Source organism: Haloarcula rara, from assembly GCF_029338235.1.
GTDB lineage: Archaea > Halobacteriota > Halobacteria > Halobacteriales > Haloarculaceae > Haloarcula > Haloarcula rara.
The window spans coordinates 440,024-459,479 of sequence record NZ_CP119785.1 but is presented as its reverse complement, the minus strand read 5'-3'; the positions used below and the strand labels follow the sequence as shown (position 1 = coordinate 459,479).

The window sequence follows — 19,456 nt, the reverse complement described above, 5'->3', positions numbered from 1 at the left end:
GAGGGACCTCGGACAAGGCGAGCGGTGACCGAAGGGAGCCGCGAGCACTAGCGAGGAAGCGACCACCGGGAGCTGCCTCGATGCGTCGTGCCACCGTGTGACGTGGCGCTGGCGGCGTTTGACAACCGTTAAAAGCGCCGGTCGGGTACGGGGTGGTATGAGCGAGAGCCAGCAGAAGCGAGCGCAGAAATGCGTCTCGTGTGGCATCAACATCGCCACGACGAACGCGGCCGCGTTCAAGTGTCCGGACTGCGGACAGCAGATTTACCGCTGTTCGAAGTGTCGCAAGCAGAGCAACCTCTACAAGTGCCCCGACTGCGGATTCACGGGACCATAACAATGGGAAAAGTAGCAGCCAAGATCAAGATCATGCCGCAGAGCCCGGAAGTTGACCTCGACGCGCTCCAGGAGCGTCTCGAAGGTGCACTTCCCGAAGGAGCGAAAATCAAGGGATTCGAGCGTGACGACGTGGCCTTCGGCCTGGTCGCGCTGTTCCCGACGGTCATCATCCCCGACGAGGCCGGCGGCACCGACGCCGTCGAGGACGCCTTCGCCGACGTCGACGGCGTCGAATCTGTCGACGTCGACACTGTCGGCCGACTCTAATACGGCGTACTGGAGTCCGAGCGGTACAGACAGGGACATCACGATAGCAGCTTGAGTGTCAGTACTCCTGTCGCGACGATACCGCCCAGTAGTGTCAGACTGAACAGTACCATCATCACTACTCCGCTTTCCTTTGCTTCGCCTGCCGTCTCGGGAGTGCCGCTACGCGGGCCAGTGCCGAACCCTGGAGTCGGGGGGTCTATTTCGTGTTCGACGGCTTCGTCCGGGTACAGTAGCATAAATCCATGTGTGTACAACATGGTGAGTGAGTACACAGAGGCACCAACCGCAGACAGCAGGTACCCAGACGTGGAGTTAATCAATGGGTGTGTCACGTTGGTGCTAATGATGGTCGCAGAGATACCGACCACAAGCGAGCCGCAAATAACGGCATATGGTGCCCATTGGGCCCATTTGGCAGCTCGTTCACTGGGCATCGATGCGCATATTGACTGATATAATTTTTATATTTTGCTCCTCAGGTGCTGGGTTCAGGAGGCTGGATACGTTTCCCAGCACGTCGATACTGTGTTCGACGGCTGGGGCCCAGTCCCGCAGCCCATGCCATTCGGTGAACACTCCGTTTCTCGGCTGGCGGACCCGGAACGCACGTTTTATATGGACGAGTGGATAACCGATGAGCAAGAATGCCTAGTTCAAACGGCCCCCTCGAAGGAACACGAAACAAACTGAAGAACAAGCCCCGCGACCGCGGTACCTCGCCGCCCCAGCGCGCCGTCGAGCAGTACGAGGCCGACGAGAAGGTCCACCTGAAAATCGACCCCTCGGTCCCCGAAGGCCGGTTCCACCCGCGCTTTGACGGCCAGACCGGTACCGTCATCGGCGAGCAGGGGACGGCCTACAAGGTCGAGATTGTCGACGGTGGCAAAACCAAGACGGTCATCGTGAAGCCGGCCCACATGCGCCGCCAAGAGAACTGAGCGATGACGATATTCAAGGAGAAGGTCTCCGAGGAGTATCTCACGACCGCCGAGACCAAGGAGATACTGGCTGACCTGGAGATGGAGCGAGCGGCCGACGAGGACCGCGAGATGCGCTACGAGCTGAAACGCTCCATCGAGCACGTCAACCACTTCGCGATGCTGGACCCCGAGGAGTCCCTGGAGTTCGTCGACCAGCTCCAGGAACTGGAGAAGGTCGACGAGGCGACCGCCTACAAGATTGCGAACCTGCGCCCGCTCGACCGCGACGAGTTGCGCGCCATCTACGCCCAGGAGCGGTACTCGCTGTCGGGCGAGGAACTCGACGACATCCTCGCCGTCGTCAAGCAGTACGCGTAATTCTCTCTCCGTGTCGCTTTTCGGCACCGACCGGTGCCAAACACTTCTCGATGAAGTAGCCGGTGGAGCCGTCGGTCCCGGTGTCACCGGTCTGCCCTGCGGTCATCCAATGCATTAAGTGTACTCTCGTCATACAGTTGCCCATGAGCAGCACCGAGAGCGGTGGTGAGGATCTGGTGGCGGCAGTGCTCGACGTGCTTCCGCACGGCCGGAGCGACGACGACCGCCCCCAGCACCAGAAAGAGCCGCTCGCGTACGCCCTCGGGGTCGACGAGTTCCACATCTACGAGCTCTCGCTCGACGAGGATGACGACATCGCCTTCGGCGACCGCATCGACCTGACGGCGTTCGGTCGGTTGACGGAGGTCGACTTCGAGGACCTGCCAAGCGGCGCCCGACAGGAACTGGAGTACGCCGTCGAGGAGATCGTCGACGCCGACGAACGGCGGTTTGTCGACTTCTATAACGACGCCCAGCCCATCACGCTGCGGCTCCACCAGCTGAACCTGCTGCCGGGTATCGGGAAGAAGCTGCGCAACACTATCCTCGACGAGCGCAAGCGCAAGCCCTTCGAGAGCTTCGAAGACCTCGAAGAGCGCGTCAGCGGGCTCCACAACCCAAGGGAGGTACTCGTCGAGCGTATCCAGGAGGAACTGCGGGACGACGACCTGAAGTATCGGATTTTCGTGCGGCGCAGTGAACAGGGCGAGGGTGAGTGAGCGTAGCGAACTCACCCTCGAAGTGGAACGGCGACTGTAGGGAGCCGTGGAACAGGGCGAGGATGGGTTCCCTTCGGTCACCCATCCTCGTGGTGAAGCGGTGAGCGGTAGCGAACCGCAGAACAGGGCGAGTAGTCCTCCCGACCCCACGCGCGAGTAGCGGCCTTTTTCACTCACCGACCGTCTACGGACGGTAATGACCGAGTATGGGAACCGCGACCCGGACGCGCTGGTCCGGCGGGCGGGCAAGCGGGCCGACACGCGACAGGACCAGCACTTCCTGGTCGACGACCGCGTGCTGGACCGAATTCCGACCTACGCCGAGGAGATGGACCGCTCGCACGTCCTCGAAATCGGCGGCGGGCCGGGGGCACTGACGGACCGACTGCTCGCGGTGGCCGACCGGGTGACCGTCGTCGAGCGCGACCCGGACTTCGCGGCGCACCTGCGCCAGGAGTTCGCAGACGCCATCGCGGCAGACCGGCTGACCGTTCTCGAGGGCGACGCACTCGACGTCGATCTGCCGAAGTTTACCGCCAGTGTCTCGAATCTCCCCTACGGCGCGTCCTCCGAAATCGCGTTCCGCCTGCTCCCCGAGGGGAAGCCGATGGTTCTCATGTTCCAGCAGGAGTTCGCCGAGCGGATGATCGCCGAGCCCGCAACCGACGACTACGGCCGGCTGTCGGTGACGGCGGGTCACTACGCCGACGCCGAAATCGTCGAGACCGTGCCGAAGCAGGCGTTCGACCCACAGCCCCGCGTCACGAGCGCGCTCGTCCGGACGACGCCACGCGAGCCGGACTACTCGGTTCCGAGCGACGACTTTTTCATGGACTTCCTGAAGGCGGTGTTCACACAGCGTCGGAAGACGATGCGCAACGCGGTCCGAAACACGGCCCATATCTCCGGACTCTCCGACCCCGACGCCGTCGTCGACGCGGCCGACGAGGCGCTCATGAGTGCCCGCGCGGGCAAACTCACACCGGCCGACTTCGCTGGCCTGGCGACGCTTTCCTACGAGGTCGGCGAGCCCGACGACGATGACTGAAGAGAGTGCCGGTGAGGGCACTGACAGCGGTCGCCCCGCCCTAGCCGACCAGCGCGGCGTCGAGACGGTGTACCAGCCCGCAGCGGACTCGGACCTGCTCGCCCGGGCGGCCGCCGAGCGGGTCACGTCGGGCGACCGAGTACTCGACGTGGGAACCGGGTCGGGCTACGTCGCCGCGACGCTGGCCGAGGCAGGTGCCGAGGCAGTCGGCGTCGACCTCAGCCCGCTGGCCTGCCGCGAGGCGGCCGAGAACGGCGTTCGGGTCGTCCGCGGCGACCTCGTCGCGCCGTTTCGCGCGGACAGTTTCGACCTCGTCTCGTTCAATCCGCCCTACCTGCCGACGCCCGAGGACGCGGAGTGGGACGACTGGATGGAACACGCGCTGTCGGGCGGCGAGGACGGCCGCCGGCTCGTCGACCCCTTCCTGGAATCTGTGGGTCGGGTGCTCGCACCTGGCGGCGAGGCACTGCTGCTCGTCAGTAGTCTCACAGGCCCCGACGCTGTCCGGGCATACGCTCGCAAGAGGGGGTTCCAAAGCGAGGTGCTTGCTAACGAGAAACACCCCTACGAGGAGCTCGTCGTCCTGCGGTTCTCCGAATTATAATTACTAGAGGGCATTTTCTGGAATAGGAAATATTAAAGCTCGTCATTTCATAGCCTCGTCTAATGCCAGAAATTGTTGCGACGACACCCGGCCTGTTTCCGTTACCGGACTGGGCCAAGGACGAGCTGTCCGACCTGAAAGGACACCAGAAGACGGACCTAATCAGCGGCGACGAGGGCGACGAGATTACCGACGCCTACGAGCGCGCCCGCGATGAGGTCGTCTCCCTCCAGAGCGACGCCGGTCTCGACCGCATCAGCGAGGGGCAGCTGCGCTGGGACGACATGCTCGCGCACCCGCTGGCGGTCCACGACAGCGTCGAGACCCGCGGCATCGTCCGCTACTACGACAACAACAACTTCTACCGAGAGCCGGTTGTCACGGACGACCTGACCGCCGACGGCGACGTCGCCGCGGAGCTCGACGCCGCCGCCGAGCTGGTCGACTCGGGCCTGCAGGCCGTCCTCCCCGGACCGTACTCGCTCGCGGACCTGGCGACCGACGAGCACTACGGCGACGAGGCCGCGTTCCTCGACGCCGTCGCTGACTTCCTCGTCGGCGAGGTCGAGCAGTTCCCCGACGTCGAGACGCTGTTCCTGCTTGAGCCGTCGCTCGTCGAGAGCCCGCCCGAGGACGGCGCGGACGAGCGCGCTAGCGAGGCCATCGACGCCGTCGCGAACGCCGTCGACGCCGAGGTCGTCACCCACACCTACTGGGGCCCGATCGAGGAGAAGACCTACGCGCATCTGATGGACGCCGACGTCGACGCCATCGGCTTCGACCTCGTCTCTGACCACGAGAAGAACGTCTACAACGTCCAGGAGTACGGCACCAAGGACGCCGTCGCGCTGGGCGTGGTAGACGGACAGAACACCCGCGTCGAGTCGCCCGAGACGATTCGGGACCGCGTCGACTGGTTCGAACAGCAGACCAACACCGCCTACGACACCGTCTACGCGACCACGAACACCGAGACTTTCTACCTGCCGGTTAACAAGTTCGAGGACAAGATTCAGTCCCTCGCGAACGCGGCAGCACTGGAGGCTACGGAGGCAGACCAATGACAGGACCACGAGAGCAGTTCCGACCGGAGGACCACGAGAACGAGCACTTCCTGCTGACGACCGTCGTCGGCTCCTACCCAAAGCCCAAGTGGCACGACCGCGCCCGCGAGCTGTTCGAGGACGAGACGGCCGACTTCGGCGAGGAGGAGTGGGAAGAGTCGAAAGACGACGCCTCGCGGCTCATCACTCACGAGCACGAGCGCTGTGGCATCGACGTCGTCTGTGACGGCGAGATGCGCCGCAACGAGATGGTCGAGTACTTCGCCCACCGCATCGACGGCTACGAGTTCAACGGCCGCGTGAAGGTGTGGGGCCACAACTACTTCGACAAGCCCTCCGTCGCCGACGAGGTCGAGTACGGCGAGCAGTGGCTCGTCGAGGAGTTCGAGTTCACCGACGAGGTCGCCGAACGGCCCGTCAAGGTTCCCATCACGGGGCCGTACACGCTCGCGAACTGGTCGTTCAACGAGGTCTACGACAGCGAGGAGCAGCTGGCCTACGAACTGGCCGACCTCGTCAACGAGGAGATAGAGGCGCTGGTCGAAGCGGGCGCCCGTTACATCCAGATAGACGAGCCCGCCCTCGCGACGACGCCGGACGACCACGCCATCGTCGGCGAGTGTCTCGAACGCATCGTCGACGAGATTCCCGACGACGTGCGCCTGGGCCTGCACGTCTGCTACGGCGACTACTCCCGTATTTACCCCGAGATTCTGGACTACCCGGTCCACGAGTACGACCTGGAACTGGCCAACGGCAACTACGAACAGCTCGACGTGTTCAAAGACCACGAGTTCACCAAGGACTTCGCCATGGGCGTGCTGGACGCCCACACCGCGGAGGTCGAGTCCGTCGAGGAGATCAAGGAGAATATCAAGAAGGGTCTGGAAGTCGTTCCGCCGGAGCGCCTGACCGTCTCGCCGGACTGCGGCGTGAAGCTCCTGCCCCGCGAGATCGCTCGCGGCAAGATGGAGAACATGGTGCAGGCCGCCCGCGAGGTCGAACAGGAGCTCGACGCCGGCGAAATCGAAGTCGTCGCGGACAGTGGTGCGGAAGCGAGCGCGGATGACTGACAGTTCGAGCGGTTTCATCCGCGAGTAGTCAGTTATCCGGGCAGCGGATGACTGACAGTTCGAGCGGTTTCATCCGCGAGTAGTCAGTTATCCGGGCAGCGGATGACTAGCGTGGTTCGAGCAGCGAGGGACCAGCGGTCCCTCGGGCAGTCGGGCGGCGAAGCCGCCCGACGACGTAGCGAGAACCACGTTGTTGCGTGCGGTGAACGTAGTGAGCCGCGCGCAGAGCGGTCGCGTAGCGACCTCGAATGTTTAGTCGAGAGTGGGGGGCACGAAGTGCCTCGATGGCGAGCGGTGTAACCGCGAGCGAAGCGACCCGCGAAACGATTGAACCGGCGAGCGGTTTCATCCGCGAGCAGCGAGGTCGCGCGAGCAAAGCGACCCGCGAGCAGCGTGTTTATCCTCCGTTGTAGCGAGCGGGCGACGCGTTCTCGAACAGTCGAACGATGCGGAAATATTTCTCACGTAGGAACTATCGTTTCGAGATGATGACCGACAGGACCGTCCAGTAATCACTGCTCGATATTCGACGATAGACGAACATTGAATCGACCAGCGCAAAAATTAAGTTATAGATTCTAAGTCAAATCCAACCAACAATTCTTTCACAGAAACGTGTTTAGAGGGTCTCAAAAACTTGTTTTGTCGTATTACCTTTGTGGGCAAATATACGTATGTCAACTATTGTCGCTGGGAAAGAGTTTAGTTATACTCGACAGATATCCCAGACGAGATAACCGATGACCGACGAAACACACCTCCGAGCGGAACTGTATCTTCGCGGTGACACGTACGGGACATTCGACGCTCAGCAGCAGGTGTTGAACCGGGTCAACCGACTGGAGGCAAACGGCGTCTTCACCGAGTCGATGGTGACCGGCGAGTGGCAGCGCATCCGGACGATGGCCGAGGACACCCGTTCGGGGGCGCTGGCGACCTACGAGGAGTTCGCCGACTGGGCCGACCGCAACGGGTCGTCGCTGGAGCCGGCCTTCGAGCACCGCACGCGCACCTACGTGGGCATGGACCAGGTCGACGAGGTCGTCGTCTTCCCCGTGGTCTCGCTGGCTATCTACGACGAGAAGCGCCTGCAGTCCGTCTTCCCCTGTGCGGACGGCGACCACGTCTACACGGTCGGCGATGCGCTGGACGCCTTCGAGCGTGGCGACGAGGCGTGGCTGGCCCAGTTCGACACCGTCACTGTCGACCGCACCGAGCCGTGGCTCGAGGCGGGCGTCGAAGCGCTGCCGTAGTCGTTCGGGCGTATCGAGCCGACCATCCGCTGGACCTAGTCGGCCATCGACCGCTGTACTTTAGGCATACACTGTGGTAGTAGGTACCATGGACCGGGGAGCACTCCAGCCGCGCGTACACGACGTGGCCGGGGCCATCGAGACGATGGAGACGCGAGGGGCGGCGAACATCGCCGCTGCGACCGCCGATGCACTCGAGACACAGGCCGTCGAGAGCGACGCGGAGACGGCCCCGGAACTGCTGGCGGAGCTTCGGGCCGCCGCTCGATTTCTGCTTTCGACCCGCCCGACCGCGGTCAGCCTCCCGAACGCCTGCCGATACGTCCTGCGCCGGGCGACGGGTGAGGCCGTCGAGACGGTTCGCGCGAACGCCGTCGAGAGCGCCGCGGAGTTCCGGGACAGGCTGGAGACCGCACAGGACGACCTCGGACGGGTCGGCGCCAACCGACTGCGCGACGGCGACACTATCATGACCCATTGCCACTCGACCGATGTGCTGGCCTGCGTCGAGGCGGCCGTCGACGACGGGAAGACACTGTCGGCCATCGTCAAGGAGACGCGGCCGCGCCAGCAGGGCCACATCACCGCCCGCGAACTGCGCGAACTCGGCGTCGACGTGACCCTGGTTGTCGACAGCGCCGCGCGACGGTATCTTGACGACGTGGACCACGTCATCGTCGGGGCGGACGCTATCGCCGCCGACGGGAGCGTGGTGAACAAGGTCGGTACCTCTGGGCTGGCGGTGGTCGCCCGGGAACGCGGGACGCCCACCGTCGTCGCCGCCGGGACGCTGAAGCTCGACCCCGCAACGATGACCGGCAACGCCGTCGAGATAGAGATGCGTGACGAGTCGGAAGTCCTCGCTGAGACCGACCGGGAGAACACCGGTGACGTCACCGTCGAGAACCCGGCCTTCGACGTGACGCCGCCCCGGTACATCGACGCCATCGTCACCGAGCGCGGCCAGTTCCCGCCCGAGAGCGTCGTCACGCTGATGCGCGAGCTCTTCGGCGAGGGTCCGACTGAACCGTGGCAGGAGGGATGATGAAGGGAGAGGAGGGCGCGCCGTTGCGGGTCATCTGTGCCGGCCACGTCAACTGGGACGTGACGCTGCGGGTCGACCGGCTCCCCGAGCCGGACGGCGAGGCCTGTATCGCCGACCAGTACCAGTCCGGCGGCGGTAGCGCCTCGAACGTCGCCGTCGCGCTGGCGGGACTCGACGCCAGCCCGCTGCTGCTTGGCAGTGTCGGTCGAGACGAGAACGGCTGGCTCGTCCGCCGTGAACTCGAGGACGCCGGCGTCGAGACGGCGCTGGTCGAGACCGACGGCGAGACGGCCGTGAAGTATCTCGTGGTCGATGACTCGGGCGAGCTGCTGATGTTCGGCAACGACGGGGCAAACGAAGCCTACGCCGCCGCCGACCTCTCGAAGCGCCAGCTCACCGCCGCCGACCACCTGCACCTGACGAGCCAGCGGCCCGAGACGGCCGCCGAACTGGCCCACACTGCCGAGGAGGCGGGCCTATCAGTGAGCTTCGACCCCGGCCGGCGGCTCGCTGACCGGGACTTCGCCGAGACCATCTGTCGGACCGACCTGCTGTTCTGTAACGAGCGCGAGGCGACCGTCCTCCGCGAGGATGGGTTCGCCGACGCGGTTTCGACGCTGGTCATCAAACAGGGGTCGGGCGGTGCAACGGTGTTCGACGGTGGCCGGGAGGTGTACCATCCCGGGTTTGCCGTCGACCCGGTGGACACCACGGGTGCCGGCGACGCCTTCGCCGCGGGCTTTCTGGTCGCTCGTGGGGACGACCTGGAGCGGGCGCTCGCGGTCGGCAACGCCTGCGGAGCGCTGGCGGCGCGGACACCCGGCGCCCGGGTCCAGGTCGAGTGGCGGGACGTCCAGGCGCTGCTGGACATCGGGCCAAGCGAGAGGTGATACTGGTGGCTGTAACAAACTGACGTAATTCGCCACTCCGGCGTGGCGAATAGCTTCACGAACGTACAGCCACCAGTATGAGAAACCGCTACTCCGGCATCGCGTCGAGAAGCCGCTCGAACTGCTGGCGGTACTGGGCCTCGGCGCGGGCCTGGACGAGCCCGGAGTCGTCGTCGAAGACGGCCTCGAAACCGGCCATCCGCCACAGCAGCGTCGAGAGCTGGTAGAGCGGCCGGCGGTCGGCGTAGCCGTCCTCGAAGTCCATCGGCCGGTGTTCGGTGTACCCCTCGTGGAACTCCGTGCGCAGACTCTCGCGCACGTCGGGGTCGGTAAACGAGGAGTCGATAAAGAGGAACTCGGTCTGGGCGAGGTTGTACTCGGGCAGGGCCGCGAGCACGTCCTGCCAGTCCAGCACGGCCGTGATCGGTCGCTCGGTCCCGGCCTCGAAGAGGAGGTTCGCCGGCCGGAAGTCGTCGTGGACCAGCCGGGGGACGCCGTCTTCGGGGACGAATTCGAGGGCCGGCTCTATCTTCTCCAGCGCGCGGCCTTTCACGTCAGCGAACGGCGTGTCGTCGAGTCGGGAGAGGTGCCCACGCGTGAGTTGCTCGAAGTACTCTCGCCAGCTCCCCATCCAGTCCCGGACGATGAGCCGGCCGTTGTGGAGGTCCAGCCGGCCGAAGGCCTCGAAGCCGATCTCGGAGTGGAGGTCGCCGAGGATATGGCCGGCCTGTTGCATGACGCGCAGGCGGTCCTCGGCTGAGAGCGTCGCGAACTCCTGTGAGAGATTCTCCCCGTGGACCCGCTCGGTGACGAAGTACGGTCGCACGTCGACCGTCGGCTGCTGTTTGAACACCAGAATGCGCGGGACGGGCACGTCGGTCCGGTTGGCGACGTACTCGTGGAGTTTGGGCTCGATGTCGAACGGGATGTCACCGTCCGGCTTGAACTTCACCACGACCTCGTACTCCTCGCCGCCGTGGTTGAGCGTCACCATATAGACATCACTCTGGTGACCGCCGCCAGGGGTCTCGAACGTGAATCCGTTGTAGTCCGGCCCCGACTCGTCGAGGACAGCACGGATGTCGTCTTCCGGCGTCGACACTGCGAGCGGCTAAGAGGGTTGGCTAAATAAAACTGTCAGTGTCCGTCCGCCGTGGGGGACCGAGCCGAGCAGACCGGGCGAACGGTACCGCCGTCCCGACACGTCCGGGGCTGCCGCGTTTTCTCCGACTGAAAAGAGAGGAAGATTTATCAGTCGTGTAACCTTTAAAGCGAGTGAATGGGGAACGAGGGTGGGCCAGGTCCCGTGGGAGGGTCCGGCAACGGTAGTGATGACGAGACAGCGGACACAGAGCAATCAGCGGCGCCGACGGACGAGCCGACAGCGGCTGACCAGTCAAAGACAAGCACCTGTGCGACCTGCTGGCAAGAGATTCCGCCGGGCAGTGTTCGGTGCCCACACTGTGTCACGCCGGACGGGGACTGCCGGGACGACGCGGAGCCGTGGTCGTACGACCGCGTCGTCCTCGCTGTCGTCCCCGCCGACGGGGCCCGTGCGGCCAGGGCGTCGGCTGCCATCGCCTTCGCCCGAGGCCGGACAATCGTGAGCGGGCCGGACGTCTCCCACGGCGAGGTGACCTTGCGGGCCGCGTTCGAGACGTCGCTGCCGAGTGAGCCGACCGAGGGCTGGCCACCCCTCCCAAGTGCCGTCCCGGTTAGGTCCGCGGCCGGGCAGTCGCTCTTCGAGACGGCGACCGCTCGGTGCGAGTCGCCCGAGCCGACAGACCCGACTATCTATTGCGAGGACGGCGCGACTGTGGCCGACGGCGAGGATGTCGAGACGCTGGCGGCGGTTATTGATACCGCCGACGTACAGTACTGGGTCGTACCCGGTATCGTCAAGCGATACTCGCTGCCCGAGGAACCCGACGCCTTTGGCAACCCGCTCTACTGTGTCGACTGTGGTGCTGTGACCGAACACGACGCTTCGGACCCGCAGGCGGACACGCCGGACCAGCCCGAGCGACGACTGTGGGCCTGTCGCGTCTGTGGCGCACAGCGATACAGCCCGGACTAATACTGGTGGCTGTACGTTCGTACAGATAATCGCCACCTCAGGGTAGCGAGTTCCGTAGTTTGTTACAGCCACCAGTATGAGAGCCGACCGTTGAATCCGCTGCGGTGCTATCGCGGCGTTTCGGTTCCCCACTTTGCCAGTGCCGTCGCCAGTTCGGGCGTCTCCTCGGCGGCCGTCTCGATGTCACGACCGGCGGCCACGGCGTCGACAGCCGCACGCAGCGCTTTCGCGCCGGCGTGGGTGCCGTCCGGGTGGCCGTGGACGCCGCCGCCGGCCTGGACGCCGATATCCGTTCCACAGCGGTCGACAAGTTCCGGGACCAGCCCCGGATGCAGGCCGCCCGACGCCATCGGCAACACGTCGGTGAGTCCGTGGAGTTCCGAGTAGAGCCACTCGTTGATCCCCACCGTGTCCTCGTTGGCGAGTTTGCCCAGGTCCGCGGTCCCGGTGTGAATCTGGTCGACGCCACAGAGTCGGGCTATCTGGGCGATGACCCGCATCGAGACGCCGTGGTCCGGCAGGCGGTCGAAGGCGGCGTGCATCGCCCGGTGGGCGTGGATGGCCAGCCCGTGGTGCCCACAGCGCTCCCGGACCTGCTGGAGGGCGGCCCACCCACAGGTCACCACGTCGACCATGACGTACTCACAGCCGTGCTCGGCGGCCAGGTCAACCCGCTCGAGCATCTCGTGGCCGGTTCCGGTGACGTTCAGCAGATAGGACTTTTTCTCGCCGGTCTCGTCTTCGGCCGTATCGCGCATCGCCAGCGACTCGGTCAGGCGGTCCTCGAAGGGGTTGAACGCCTGGTCGGTGAGGTTCTCGTCGTCTTTCAGGAGATCGAGCCCGCCGGTCCAGGCCTCGTACCCTATCTGGGCGTGCTGGTCCGTCGAGAGGCCGACCTTCGGTTTCGGGACCGTTGCCGTGATGGGCCGGTCGCCAGCGTCGAAGATTTTGGTTCGGACGCCGGTGCCGAACTGTGGGCCGGGGAACGATGTCGTCAGCGGTTCGGGCCACTCGCAGTCCTGCAGCCGGATGCGGTCGACGGCTTTCATCCCGATGATGTTGCCCGCGATGCAAGAGAGCACCTGAGGCATGTTCCCCGGCTCGAAGAGCGCGTCGGGGTAGGAGACGCGGACGCGGTAGCCCTCGCGGTCGGCCCGCCCGGCCACCGCCGTTTCCTCGATACCACAGGCCGTCGCCGAGAGGTCAGTCACCGACCCCTCGACCTGCAGCTCGGCCCAGGTGCCGTTCGAGGACTCACTCGCGACGCGGCTGGCCGCCGACTCCGGGGACTGGTCGGCGGCGGGTTCGACGTAGAACGCACAGACGAGCTCCGTCCCGTCGGGGTCGTGGTCCAGGTCGAGGAAGTCTTCGTACGTGATACCTACCATGGTAACACTACGCACGCTGGCGTGATAAGTATGGGGCGGTAGGTATCTGCCGGCGACACTCGCTTAGGGGGCCCACCCCAACACCGGCCATGGTCGAACTCAGACTCGTCGCCGGAGTGGCTCGGACGGGTGCCATCGGCGACGGGGAGACGATTCCCTGGCACTACGACGAGGACGAACAGCAGTACAAAGAGCGCGTCGCCGACCACCCCGTAATCGTCGGGCGCAAGACCCACATGGGGATGACGCGGGTCCGCGGGACTCACCCGGTCGTCCTCACCAGCACGCCCGACGAGTACGAGGAAGACGGCGCAACCTTCGTCTCGACCGTCCCAGACGCCCTCGAAGCCGTCGAAGCCCAGCGCGACACCGGCTACGTCATCGGCGGCCAGTCCGTCTACGCGATGTTTCTCCCGTACGCCGACCGCGCCTACGTATCGGAACTGCCCGAGACAAAGACCGGGAGCCGCGTGTTCCCCTACCTGGGGACGAACTGGGCGGTGACCGAGCGCCACGAGTACGACGACTTCGACGTTATCGAGTACGTCAACGAAGCGCCGCTCGACCCGGCCGAGGGGACCGCCTGACAGGTCAACGGGACCCGCCCGACTCGACCAGTCGAGCCCGACGGCGGTGCCGGAAACGCCAACGCTTACCGTCCCCAGTCCCTGGTGACGGCTATGCAAACGGTCGACGCGGCAGGGCTTTCGATCGGTGACGACCACCCCCCACGCATCATGGGCGTGCTGAACGTCAGCAAGGAGTCGCCGTACTCGCCCTCGGTGTACGACGACCCGGCCGAGGCCGCCACCTACGTCGACGAGGAGCTCATCGGCGAGGGCGCCGACATCGTCGACGTGGGCCTTGAGTCGGCCAACAAGCGCCTCGATGTCCTGTCGGCGGCGGACGAACTCGACCGGCTTGACACCGCCATCGAGACCATCGAGTCGGTCAGCGGCGACGCTATCTTCTCCATCGAGACCCGCTACGCCGAGGTCGCCGAGGCCGCCATCGAGGGCGGCTTCGACATGGTCAACGACATCTGTGGCTTCGCCGACCCGGAGATGCCCGAAATCTGCCGTGAGTACGACGTGGCCGTCGCGAAGATGGCGAGCCCGCCGGACCTCGAACGGCCCGGGGCCGTCGAGGAGACCGACTGGGCCGCCCGCAAGTCCCCCGAGTGGGCCGAGTCGGCCGACTACGTCGACAAGGTGTACGAGGCGCTCAAACAGAACGGCCTCACCGAGAAGACCATCGTCGACCCGGCCTTCGGCGGCTGGAGCGAGGCAAAGACCATCGCCGAGGACCACGCGACCTTCGAGCGCCTGCGTGAGTTCCGCGGCTTCGGCCGCCCCATTCTGGTCTCCATCAACCGGAAGAACTTCCTCAGAACTATCGCCGATCGCTCGACAGAAGAGGCCCTGCCCGTCTCACTCGCGGCGACAGCGATGGCGGTCGAACGGGGCGCCCATATCGTCCGGACCCACGACGTCAAAGAGACCGTCGACGCCGCCAAAATCGGCGCGGCGTTCACCGAGCGGACCACTGTCGTCGGCGACAGCCCGACGGTGACTGAACTCGACGCCCGACGGGCCACCGAGGTCGCACGTCACCTCGAAACGCTCGGTGGGTCGACCGACAACAGCGAGGCCTACGTCAGCCGCGTCTTCGAGGTCTCCGGGCTCGACCCTGGCGCCGCCGCGGAACTGGCCGACGTCGCCGAGTCGGCAGGCCTCGTCGCCACCACCGGTGACGGCGGCGTTCTGCTTGGCGGGCGACCCGACGCGCTCCGAGCGGCGGCCGGCGAACTCGCCGGCAAACCCGCTTTCGAACCGGTCGTCGAGGCGCTCCGTACCGACCCATAGATGGACTACCTTCAGGAGCGTATCACGACGCTGCACGACCTGACCGACGCGGTGCCGGCGATGCCCGACGGCGAGAGTTCGGTCGTCGTCCCCATCGCCGGGGAGAGCGAGGCGGCCGTCACGCCCACGCACGTCTTCGAGGCGCTCGAAACCGTCGGCCCCGACGCGGTCGTGGTCCCGCTGCGGGGTCCCAAGGAGGTCGCCGCAGCCTTCGACCGCTGGGCCGCCGAGTTCGACCTCGACGTGACGACACTGTGGTGTAACGCCCCCACCCTCCCGTCGCTGCTCGACGACCACGGGCTCGACGGCGCGATGGGGAAAGGTCGCGACGTCTGGCTCGGGCTCGGGCTGGCCGCGAGTCGGGCCGACTACGTGGCCGTCCACGACGCCGACGCCTCCACCTACTCCCCTAGACACGTGCCGCGCCTGCTCGCCGGGCTGGAGATGGGCTATGAGTTCGTCAAGGGGTACTACGCCCGTGTCGAGGACGGCCAACTCTACGGCCGGCTCGCGCGGCTGTTCGTGGCACCACTGCTACGGGCGCTCTCGAGCGCCCACGACGACCCGCTACTCGCGTATCTCTCGGCGTTTCGCTACCCGCTGGCCGGCGAGTTCGCCGTTACCGCCGACGCGGCCCGCTCGATTCGGGCCCAGCGGGCCTGGGGGCTGGAGATAGGGATGCTCGGGGAGGCCTACGACGTGGTCGGCGAGACCGCCACCGCGCAGGTCGACCTCGGGATGCATCGCCACGACCACCGACCCGTCGGCGGCCGTGGCGGGCTCTCGACGATGGCCGAGGAGGTCGGCGAGGCGCTCTTTCGGGTCCTCGAGGACCACGGCCTCCAGCCCGACTACGAGCGCCTGCCCGACGCCTACCGGGACGCGGCCGACACGCTCGTCCGGCAGTACGGCGCCGACGCCGCGGTCAACGGGCTCACCTACGACCGCGACGCAGAGCGCTCACAGGTACAGTCCTACGCGGAGAGCATCCGGGCGCCGGGCCCGGACGACAGACTCCCCGCGTGGACGGAGACGACGCTGGCACCGGCGAGCGTGCTGGCGGCCTCCCGTGACGCACTCGGGCGCTCCAGCGGCTCTCGACTGGACTGAAACGGACGCCCGGCGTCCGACTGTGCTGATTCGAGCCCGGCAACGGGACGCCCGTTGGAACCAGTTTCAACGACGCTTCGCTGGTGTGCCTGTCATTTTATACCATGCCGGTTCGGAGATACGGGTATGTCGGCGATACGTCCCACTCCACCGTCACGAGCCGCCTCCAGCGTTCGACCGATACGACCGCGACCCGAGACAGCCGACCGATGACGGCCAGAGATATCTACCTCCCCGTCGCCGCCCAGCCCTCGGTCTCGACGCTGGTCGGGCTGAGCCAGTTGGCCGAGGTAGAGGGATACGAACGGGTCTGGCTGCCAGAGACCTGGGGCCGGGACGCCGTGACCACGCTTTCCAGCATCGCCCACGGAACCGACGGCGTGGGCATCGGTACCTCCCTGTTGAACGTTTACTCGCGCTCGCCGGCGCTCATCGGCCAGACTGCCGCCACGCTCCAGGAAGCGTCCGACGGGCGCCTGCGCGTCGGGCTCGGGCCCTCCGGCCCGCGCGTCATCGAGGGGTGGCACGGGGAATCGTTCGAGCGACCGTTGCGCCGGACCCGGGAGACAATCGACGTCGTCAAGCAGGTGCTGTCGGGCGAGAGCGTCGAGTACGACGGCGACTTCTTCGAGCTCTCGGGGTTTCGGCTGCGCTGTGACCCGCCGGACCCCACTCCCCCGATAGACGCCGGCGGGCTGGGGCCCAAGGCCGTCGAACTCGCGGGGCGCTTTGCCGACGGCTGGCACGCCCTGCTCTTTACCGTCGAGGGCATGGCCGACCGCCTCGAGGACTTCGACCGCGGGGCCGAGCTCGGCGACCGCGACCGGGCGAGCCAGCGGGTCACGTTCTCCGTGCCCTGCTGTGCGCTGGAAGACCGCGAGCGCGCCCGCGCCATGACTCGCCAGCACGTCGCCTTCTACGTCGGCGGCATGGGAACCTACTACCGCGACGCGCTCGCCCGGCAGGGGTACGAAGACACCGCGACGTCCGTCTTCGAGCAGTGGAACGACGGCGACCGCGAGGCCGCAATGGCCGCTATCGACGACGAGCTGCTAGACGCCCTCGCCGTGGCCGGGACCCCCGAGGAGTGCCGGGACCACATCGAGCGCTTCGAGGGTATCGACGGCGTCGACGCCATCAACGTCTCGTTCCCCAGAGCGGCCGAACGGGCCGATATCGAGGCGACGATGGCCGCGCTTTCGCCCTGACAGACGATTACTCCGCCCCAGCTACCGGGACGATGTCGTCCCGACGGCCGTCGAGGACGGCGAACCGCTCTCCGCGGCGGCGTTCCAGCCAGTACAGCAGCCGTTCGGCCCACCGGAGCTTCTCGCGTTTCTCGGGGGACACGTCCGGGTCGTCGAAGTCCCAGCCGACGAACCGGATTTCGGCGGCGCCGAAGTGGTCGGCGGTGAAGGCCGCCCGGTCGCCGTCTGTGAACCCGCCGAAGTTGTGGACCCGGTCGGTCGGGCCGGCCTGTGTGGTCGGCACCACGAAGGCGGGGTCGTAGGTCGGGACGTGTTCCTCGACGGCGGGGACGTTGTCGCCGTGGGCGTGGGCGAACACCGGGGTCCCCGCCTCTGTGAGTTCTCGCCCCGTCGCTGGGTTCTTGTCGAGATCGGTGACCATCGCGTCGACGGCGACGCCCCGCTCGTGCAGGCGGTCGACGGCCGTCGAGGCGGCAAGCACCGCGTCCGCCTCGGCCGCCCGGTCGGCCTCGCGTTCCAGGGACGGGCCGGCGCCGGCGACAGCGACTGTCTTCCCCTCGAGGGCCAGCGTCGATGGGTCGTAGGTCTCGGTGTCGGAAAGCAACGCACCGAGTCGGTCTCGGGCCCGTTCGTCTCCGTCGCGGGGGTAGCCAAACGACGCGAGCAGCCCCTCGTACACCGGTTCCCAGGTCTGAAAGTCCATAGCTGTCGCTGAAGGGCTGGTGCCAGATAAAGCGGGTTGAGCCGAAGTGGCACGTCCGTGTACCCCTACCCGGGTGCCCTTTCGGCTTTCACGCCAAACTACTGACGCCTCCGGTATAAGCTTTCTCTTACTCACACCTGCCGTCCACCTGGTCTCCACCTCCCTATCATCTCTTGAGATATGGCCGCCCGGCGGGCAGACGGACGCGAACACCGTGCCCTTTTAATCTCGCAGTCGCCCAACCGTCGCGTATGGGCAAGGTCAACATCGGGTTACGCGGCTGGCGGTTCGACGAGGACGTGCTGGGCGAGGACGGCCGGGTGCGCCCGCTGGCGACGATGGAGCCAGAGGACCGCCAGCGCATCCTCGTACTCGCAGACCGGGTTGTGGACCCCTGTGACGCCTGCTGGCTGGAGTACGGCGAGAACCGCATCGAGGAGTGCAACGTCGCAGAGGTCATCTACGGCGAACCCCGCGGGGAGGTAGTGCTGTGTTCTGCCCACGAACCGGACTTTCTCTACTGGTTCCGTGAGGCGGGCGGGTCCGACTTCGCCGGCGAACTCGAACTCCGTGATGCCTTCCACCAGTGGATTCTCGACGGTAACCGCGCCCCCGAGGACTACGAGGGTCTCGAACACGTCGACGAGGACCCGACCTCGCTCCCGGAGGCTCCGGGGCGAAACGAGGCAATCCCCGGCTTCGAGGAGGAGATAGATGGGCTCGACGAGGCGGACCTCGACGCGATGGACATCAACCTCGACGACCTCGACGTATGATATCGGTCGCCATCGTCGACGCCGAGACGCCGGGCAACGTCGGGACCATCGCCCGGTCGATGAAGAACTTCGGTCTCTCGGAACTGCTGCTCGTGGACCCGCCGGCACTCGACCCCGACGGCGAGGCCTACGGCTTCGCCGGGCAGGCCCGCGAGGACATCCTCCCGAACGCCCGAGAGGTGAGCTTCGACTCTCTCGTCGAGAACTACCACACCGTCGCCTGCACCGCGACGACGAACGAGGACGACTCCAGCCACGTCCGCTACCCCGCGAAGACGCCCCGAGAACTGGCCGACTCACTGGCCGACGTCGAGACAGACACCTGCGTCGTCTTCGGCCGCGAGCGGGTCGGCCTGACCAACGACGAACTCGAACGCTTAGACGAGATCTGCTCGATTCCGGCCAGCGCCGACTACCCCGTCCTGAACCTCGGACAGGCCGCGACTATCGTCCTCTACGAACTGCGCGACCTGACCGTCGAGCGCGACCAGCACCCCGAGGATATCCACGCCAGAGCCGACGAGGCCGCCGTCGAGGGGCTCCACGAGGAGTTCGCGGCGTTCCTGGACACAATCGACCACCCAGAGGAAAAACGCCACCGCGTCCGTCGGCTCTTCCGTCGGCTCGTGGGCCGTGCCCATCCGACCGGCCGCGAGACGAAGACGCTCAGAGGTGTGTTCCGCCGCGCAAGCGGGCGAGTCGAACGGGCTGAAAACGACGACTGAT

Annotated in this window: 22 protein-coding genes; 19 read left to right on the top strand and 3 right to left on the bottom strand. The window is 66.0% G+C overall.

The annotated features are described in order from the left end of the window. Positions 1-157: 157 nt before the first annotated feature. The 12 genes from P1K32_RS02365 to P1K32_RS02310 all read left to right on the top strand — a co-directional run bounded on the left by P1K32_RS02365 (position 158) and on the right by P1K32_RS02310 (position 9,603). Positions 158-337 (top strand): HVO_2753 family zinc finger protein, encoded by a 180-nt coding sequence (locus P1K32_RS02365; protein ID WP_220587000.1) that lies wholly within the window; start codon positions 158-160, stop codon positions 335-337. Positions 338-339: 2 nt separating this feature from the next. Next, the gene (locus P1K32_RS02360; protein WP_220587001.1) at positions 340-606 is read left to right on the top strand and encodes an elongation factor 1-beta; all 267 of its coding nucleotides are present in this window, start codon (positions 340-342) and stop codon (positions 604-606) included. Positions 607-1,253: 647 nt separating this feature from the next. Further along, the gene (locus tag P1K32_RS02355) at positions 1,254-1,547 is read left to right on the top strand and encodes a 50S ribosomal protein L21e (protein WP_220587002.1); all 294 of its coding nucleotides are present in this window, start codon (positions 1,254-1,256) and stop codon (positions 1,545-1,547) included. 3 nt (positions 1,548-1,550) lie between these two features. After that, positions 1,551-1,907, top strand: coding sequence for an RNA polymerase Rpb4 family protein (locus P1K32_RS02350; protein ID WP_276251121.1), 357 nt, complete (start codon positions 1,551-1,553; stop codon positions 1,905-1,907). 143 nt (positions 1,908-2,050) lie between these two features. Then, positions 2,051-2,626 (top strand): DUF655 domain-containing protein, encoded by a 576-nt coding sequence (locus tag P1K32_RS02345; RefSeq protein WP_276251120.1) that lies wholly within the window; start codon positions 2,051-2,053, stop codon positions 2,624-2,626. Between the two features lie 196 nt (positions 2,627-2,822). Further along, positions 2,823-3,674 (top strand): 16S ribosomal RNA methyltransferase A, encoded by an 852-nt coding sequence (locus P1K32_RS02340; protein ID WP_276251119.1) that lies wholly within the window; start codon positions 2,823-2,825, stop codon positions 3,672-3,674. Next, positions 3,667-4,278 carry a HemK2/MTQ2 family protein methyltransferase gene (locus tag P1K32_RS02335; RefSeq protein WP_276251118.1) on the top strand — a complete coding sequence of 204 codons (612 nt, stop codon included), beginning with the start codon at positions 3,667-3,669 and terminating at the stop codon, positions 4,276-4,278. Before P1K32_RS02340 ends, P1K32_RS02335 begins: the two co-directional genes overlap by 8 nt. Before the next feature lie 62 nt (positions 4,279-4,340). Then, positions 4,341-5,342, top strand: coding sequence for a 5-methyltetrahydropteroyltriglutamate--homocysteine methyltransferase (locus tag P1K32_RS02330; protein ID WP_276251117.1), 1,002 nt, complete (start codon positions 4,341-4,343; stop codon positions 5,340-5,342). Then, positions 5,339-6,415, top strand: coding sequence for a methionine synthase (locus P1K32_RS02325; RefSeq protein ID WP_276251116.1), 1,077 nt, complete (start codon positions 5,339-5,341; stop codon positions 6,413-6,415). The genes P1K32_RS02330 and P1K32_RS02325 overlap by 4 nt, the downstream gene beginning before the upstream one ends. A 740-nt stretch (positions 6,416-7,155) precedes the next feature. Further along, positions 7,156-7,668, top strand: a complete 513-nt coding sequence (locus tag P1K32_RS02320) for an HTH domain-containing protein (RefSeq protein WP_276251115.1) — start codon at positions 7,156-7,158, stop codon at positions 7,666-7,668. 88 nt (positions 7,669-7,756) lie between these two features. Beyond that, on the top strand, positions 7,757-8,713 hold the full coding sequence (locus P1K32_RS02315; protein ID WP_276251114.1) for a ribose 1,5-bisphosphate isomerase: 957 nt from the start codon (positions 7,757-7,759) through the stop codon (positions 8,711-8,713). After that, positions 8,713-9,603, top strand: a complete 891-nt coding sequence (locus tag P1K32_RS02310; RefSeq protein WP_276251113.1) for an ATP-dependent ribose-1-phosphate kinase — start codon at positions 8,713-8,715, stop codon at positions 9,601-9,603. The genes P1K32_RS02315 and P1K32_RS02310 overlap by 1 nt, the downstream gene beginning before the upstream one ends. A gap of 88 nt (positions 9,604-9,691) precedes the next feature. Here P1K32_RS02310 and P1K32_RS02305 read toward each other — a convergent pair whose 3' ends face one another. Beyond that, positions 9,692-10,705, bottom strand: a complete 1,014-nt coding sequence (locus P1K32_RS02305; RefSeq protein ID WP_276251112.1) for a phosphotransferase family protein — start codon at positions 10,703-10,705, stop codon at positions 9,692-9,694. A 177-nt stretch (positions 10,706-10,882) separates the two neighbouring features. Between P1K32_RS02305 and P1K32_RS02300 the strand changes: the two genes are divergently transcribed. After that, positions 10,883-11,680: a hypothetical protein gene (locus P1K32_RS02300; protein ID WP_276251111.1), complete on the top strand. Its 798-nt coding sequence runs from the start codon at positions 10,883-10,885 to the stop codon at positions 11,678-11,680. Between the two features lie 107 nt (positions 11,681-11,787). Here the strand turns inward: P1K32_RS02300 and rbcL are convergent, their stop codons facing one another. Then, on the bottom strand, positions 11,788-13,068 hold the full coding sequence (rbcL, locus tag P1K32_RS02295) for a type III ribulose-bisphosphate carboxylase (RefSeq protein ID WP_276251110.1): 1,281 nt from the start codon (positions 13,066-13,068) through the stop codon (positions 11,788-11,790). 89 nt (positions 13,069-13,157) lie between these two features. Between rbcL and P1K32_RS02290 the strand changes: the two genes are divergently transcribed. The 4 genes from P1K32_RS02290 to P1K32_RS02275 all read left to right on the top strand — a co-directional run bounded on the left by P1K32_RS02290 (position 13,158) and on the right by P1K32_RS02275 (position 17,251). Next, complete coding sequence (locus P1K32_RS02290) at positions 13,158-13,655, top strand: dihydrofolate reductase (RefSeq protein ID WP_276251109.1); 498 nt, start codon at positions 13,158-13,160, stop codon at positions 13,653-13,655. A 93-nt stretch (positions 13,656-13,748) separates the two neighbouring features. Continuing rightward, positions 13,749-14,933, top strand: a complete 1,185-nt coding sequence (gene folP / locus P1K32_RS02285; protein WP_276251108.1) for a dihydropteroate synthase — start codon at positions 13,749-13,751, stop codon at positions 14,931-14,933. Beyond that, positions 14,934-16,043 (top strand): glycosyltransferase family protein, encoded by a 1,110-nt coding sequence (locus P1K32_RS02280; RefSeq protein WP_276251107.1) that lies wholly within the window; start codon positions 14,934-14,936, stop codon positions 16,041-16,043. It abuts the gene before it with no gap. Between the two features lie 209 nt (positions 16,044-16,252). Continuing rightward, positions 16,253-17,251 (top strand): TIGR04024 family LLM class F420-dependent oxidoreductase, encoded by a 999-nt coding sequence (locus P1K32_RS02275; protein ID WP_276251106.1) that lies wholly within the window; start codon positions 16,253-16,255, stop codon positions 17,249-17,251. Between the two features lie 7 nt (positions 17,252-17,258). Here the strand turns inward: P1K32_RS02275 and P1K32_RS02270 are convergent, their stop codons facing one another. Next, complete coding sequence (locus tag P1K32_RS02270) at positions 17,259-17,954, bottom strand: 6-hydroxymethylpterin diphosphokinase MptE-like protein (protein WP_276251105.1); 696 nt, start codon at positions 17,952-17,954, stop codon at positions 17,259-17,261. Between the two features lie 251 nt (positions 17,955-18,205). Between P1K32_RS02270 and P1K32_RS02265 the strand changes: the two genes are divergently transcribed. Next, positions 18,206-18,730, top strand: coding sequence for a DUF8114 family protein (locus P1K32_RS02265; RefSeq protein WP_276251104.1), 525 nt, complete (start codon positions 18,206-18,208; stop codon positions 18,728-18,730). Beyond that, positions 18,727-19,455, top strand: coding sequence for an RNA methyltransferase (locus P1K32_RS02260; RefSeq protein WP_276251103.1), 729 nt, complete (start codon positions 18,727-18,729; stop codon positions 19,453-19,455). The genes P1K32_RS02265 and P1K32_RS02260 overlap by 4 nt, the downstream gene beginning before the upstream one ends. Position 19,456: the final 1 nt, after the last annotated feature.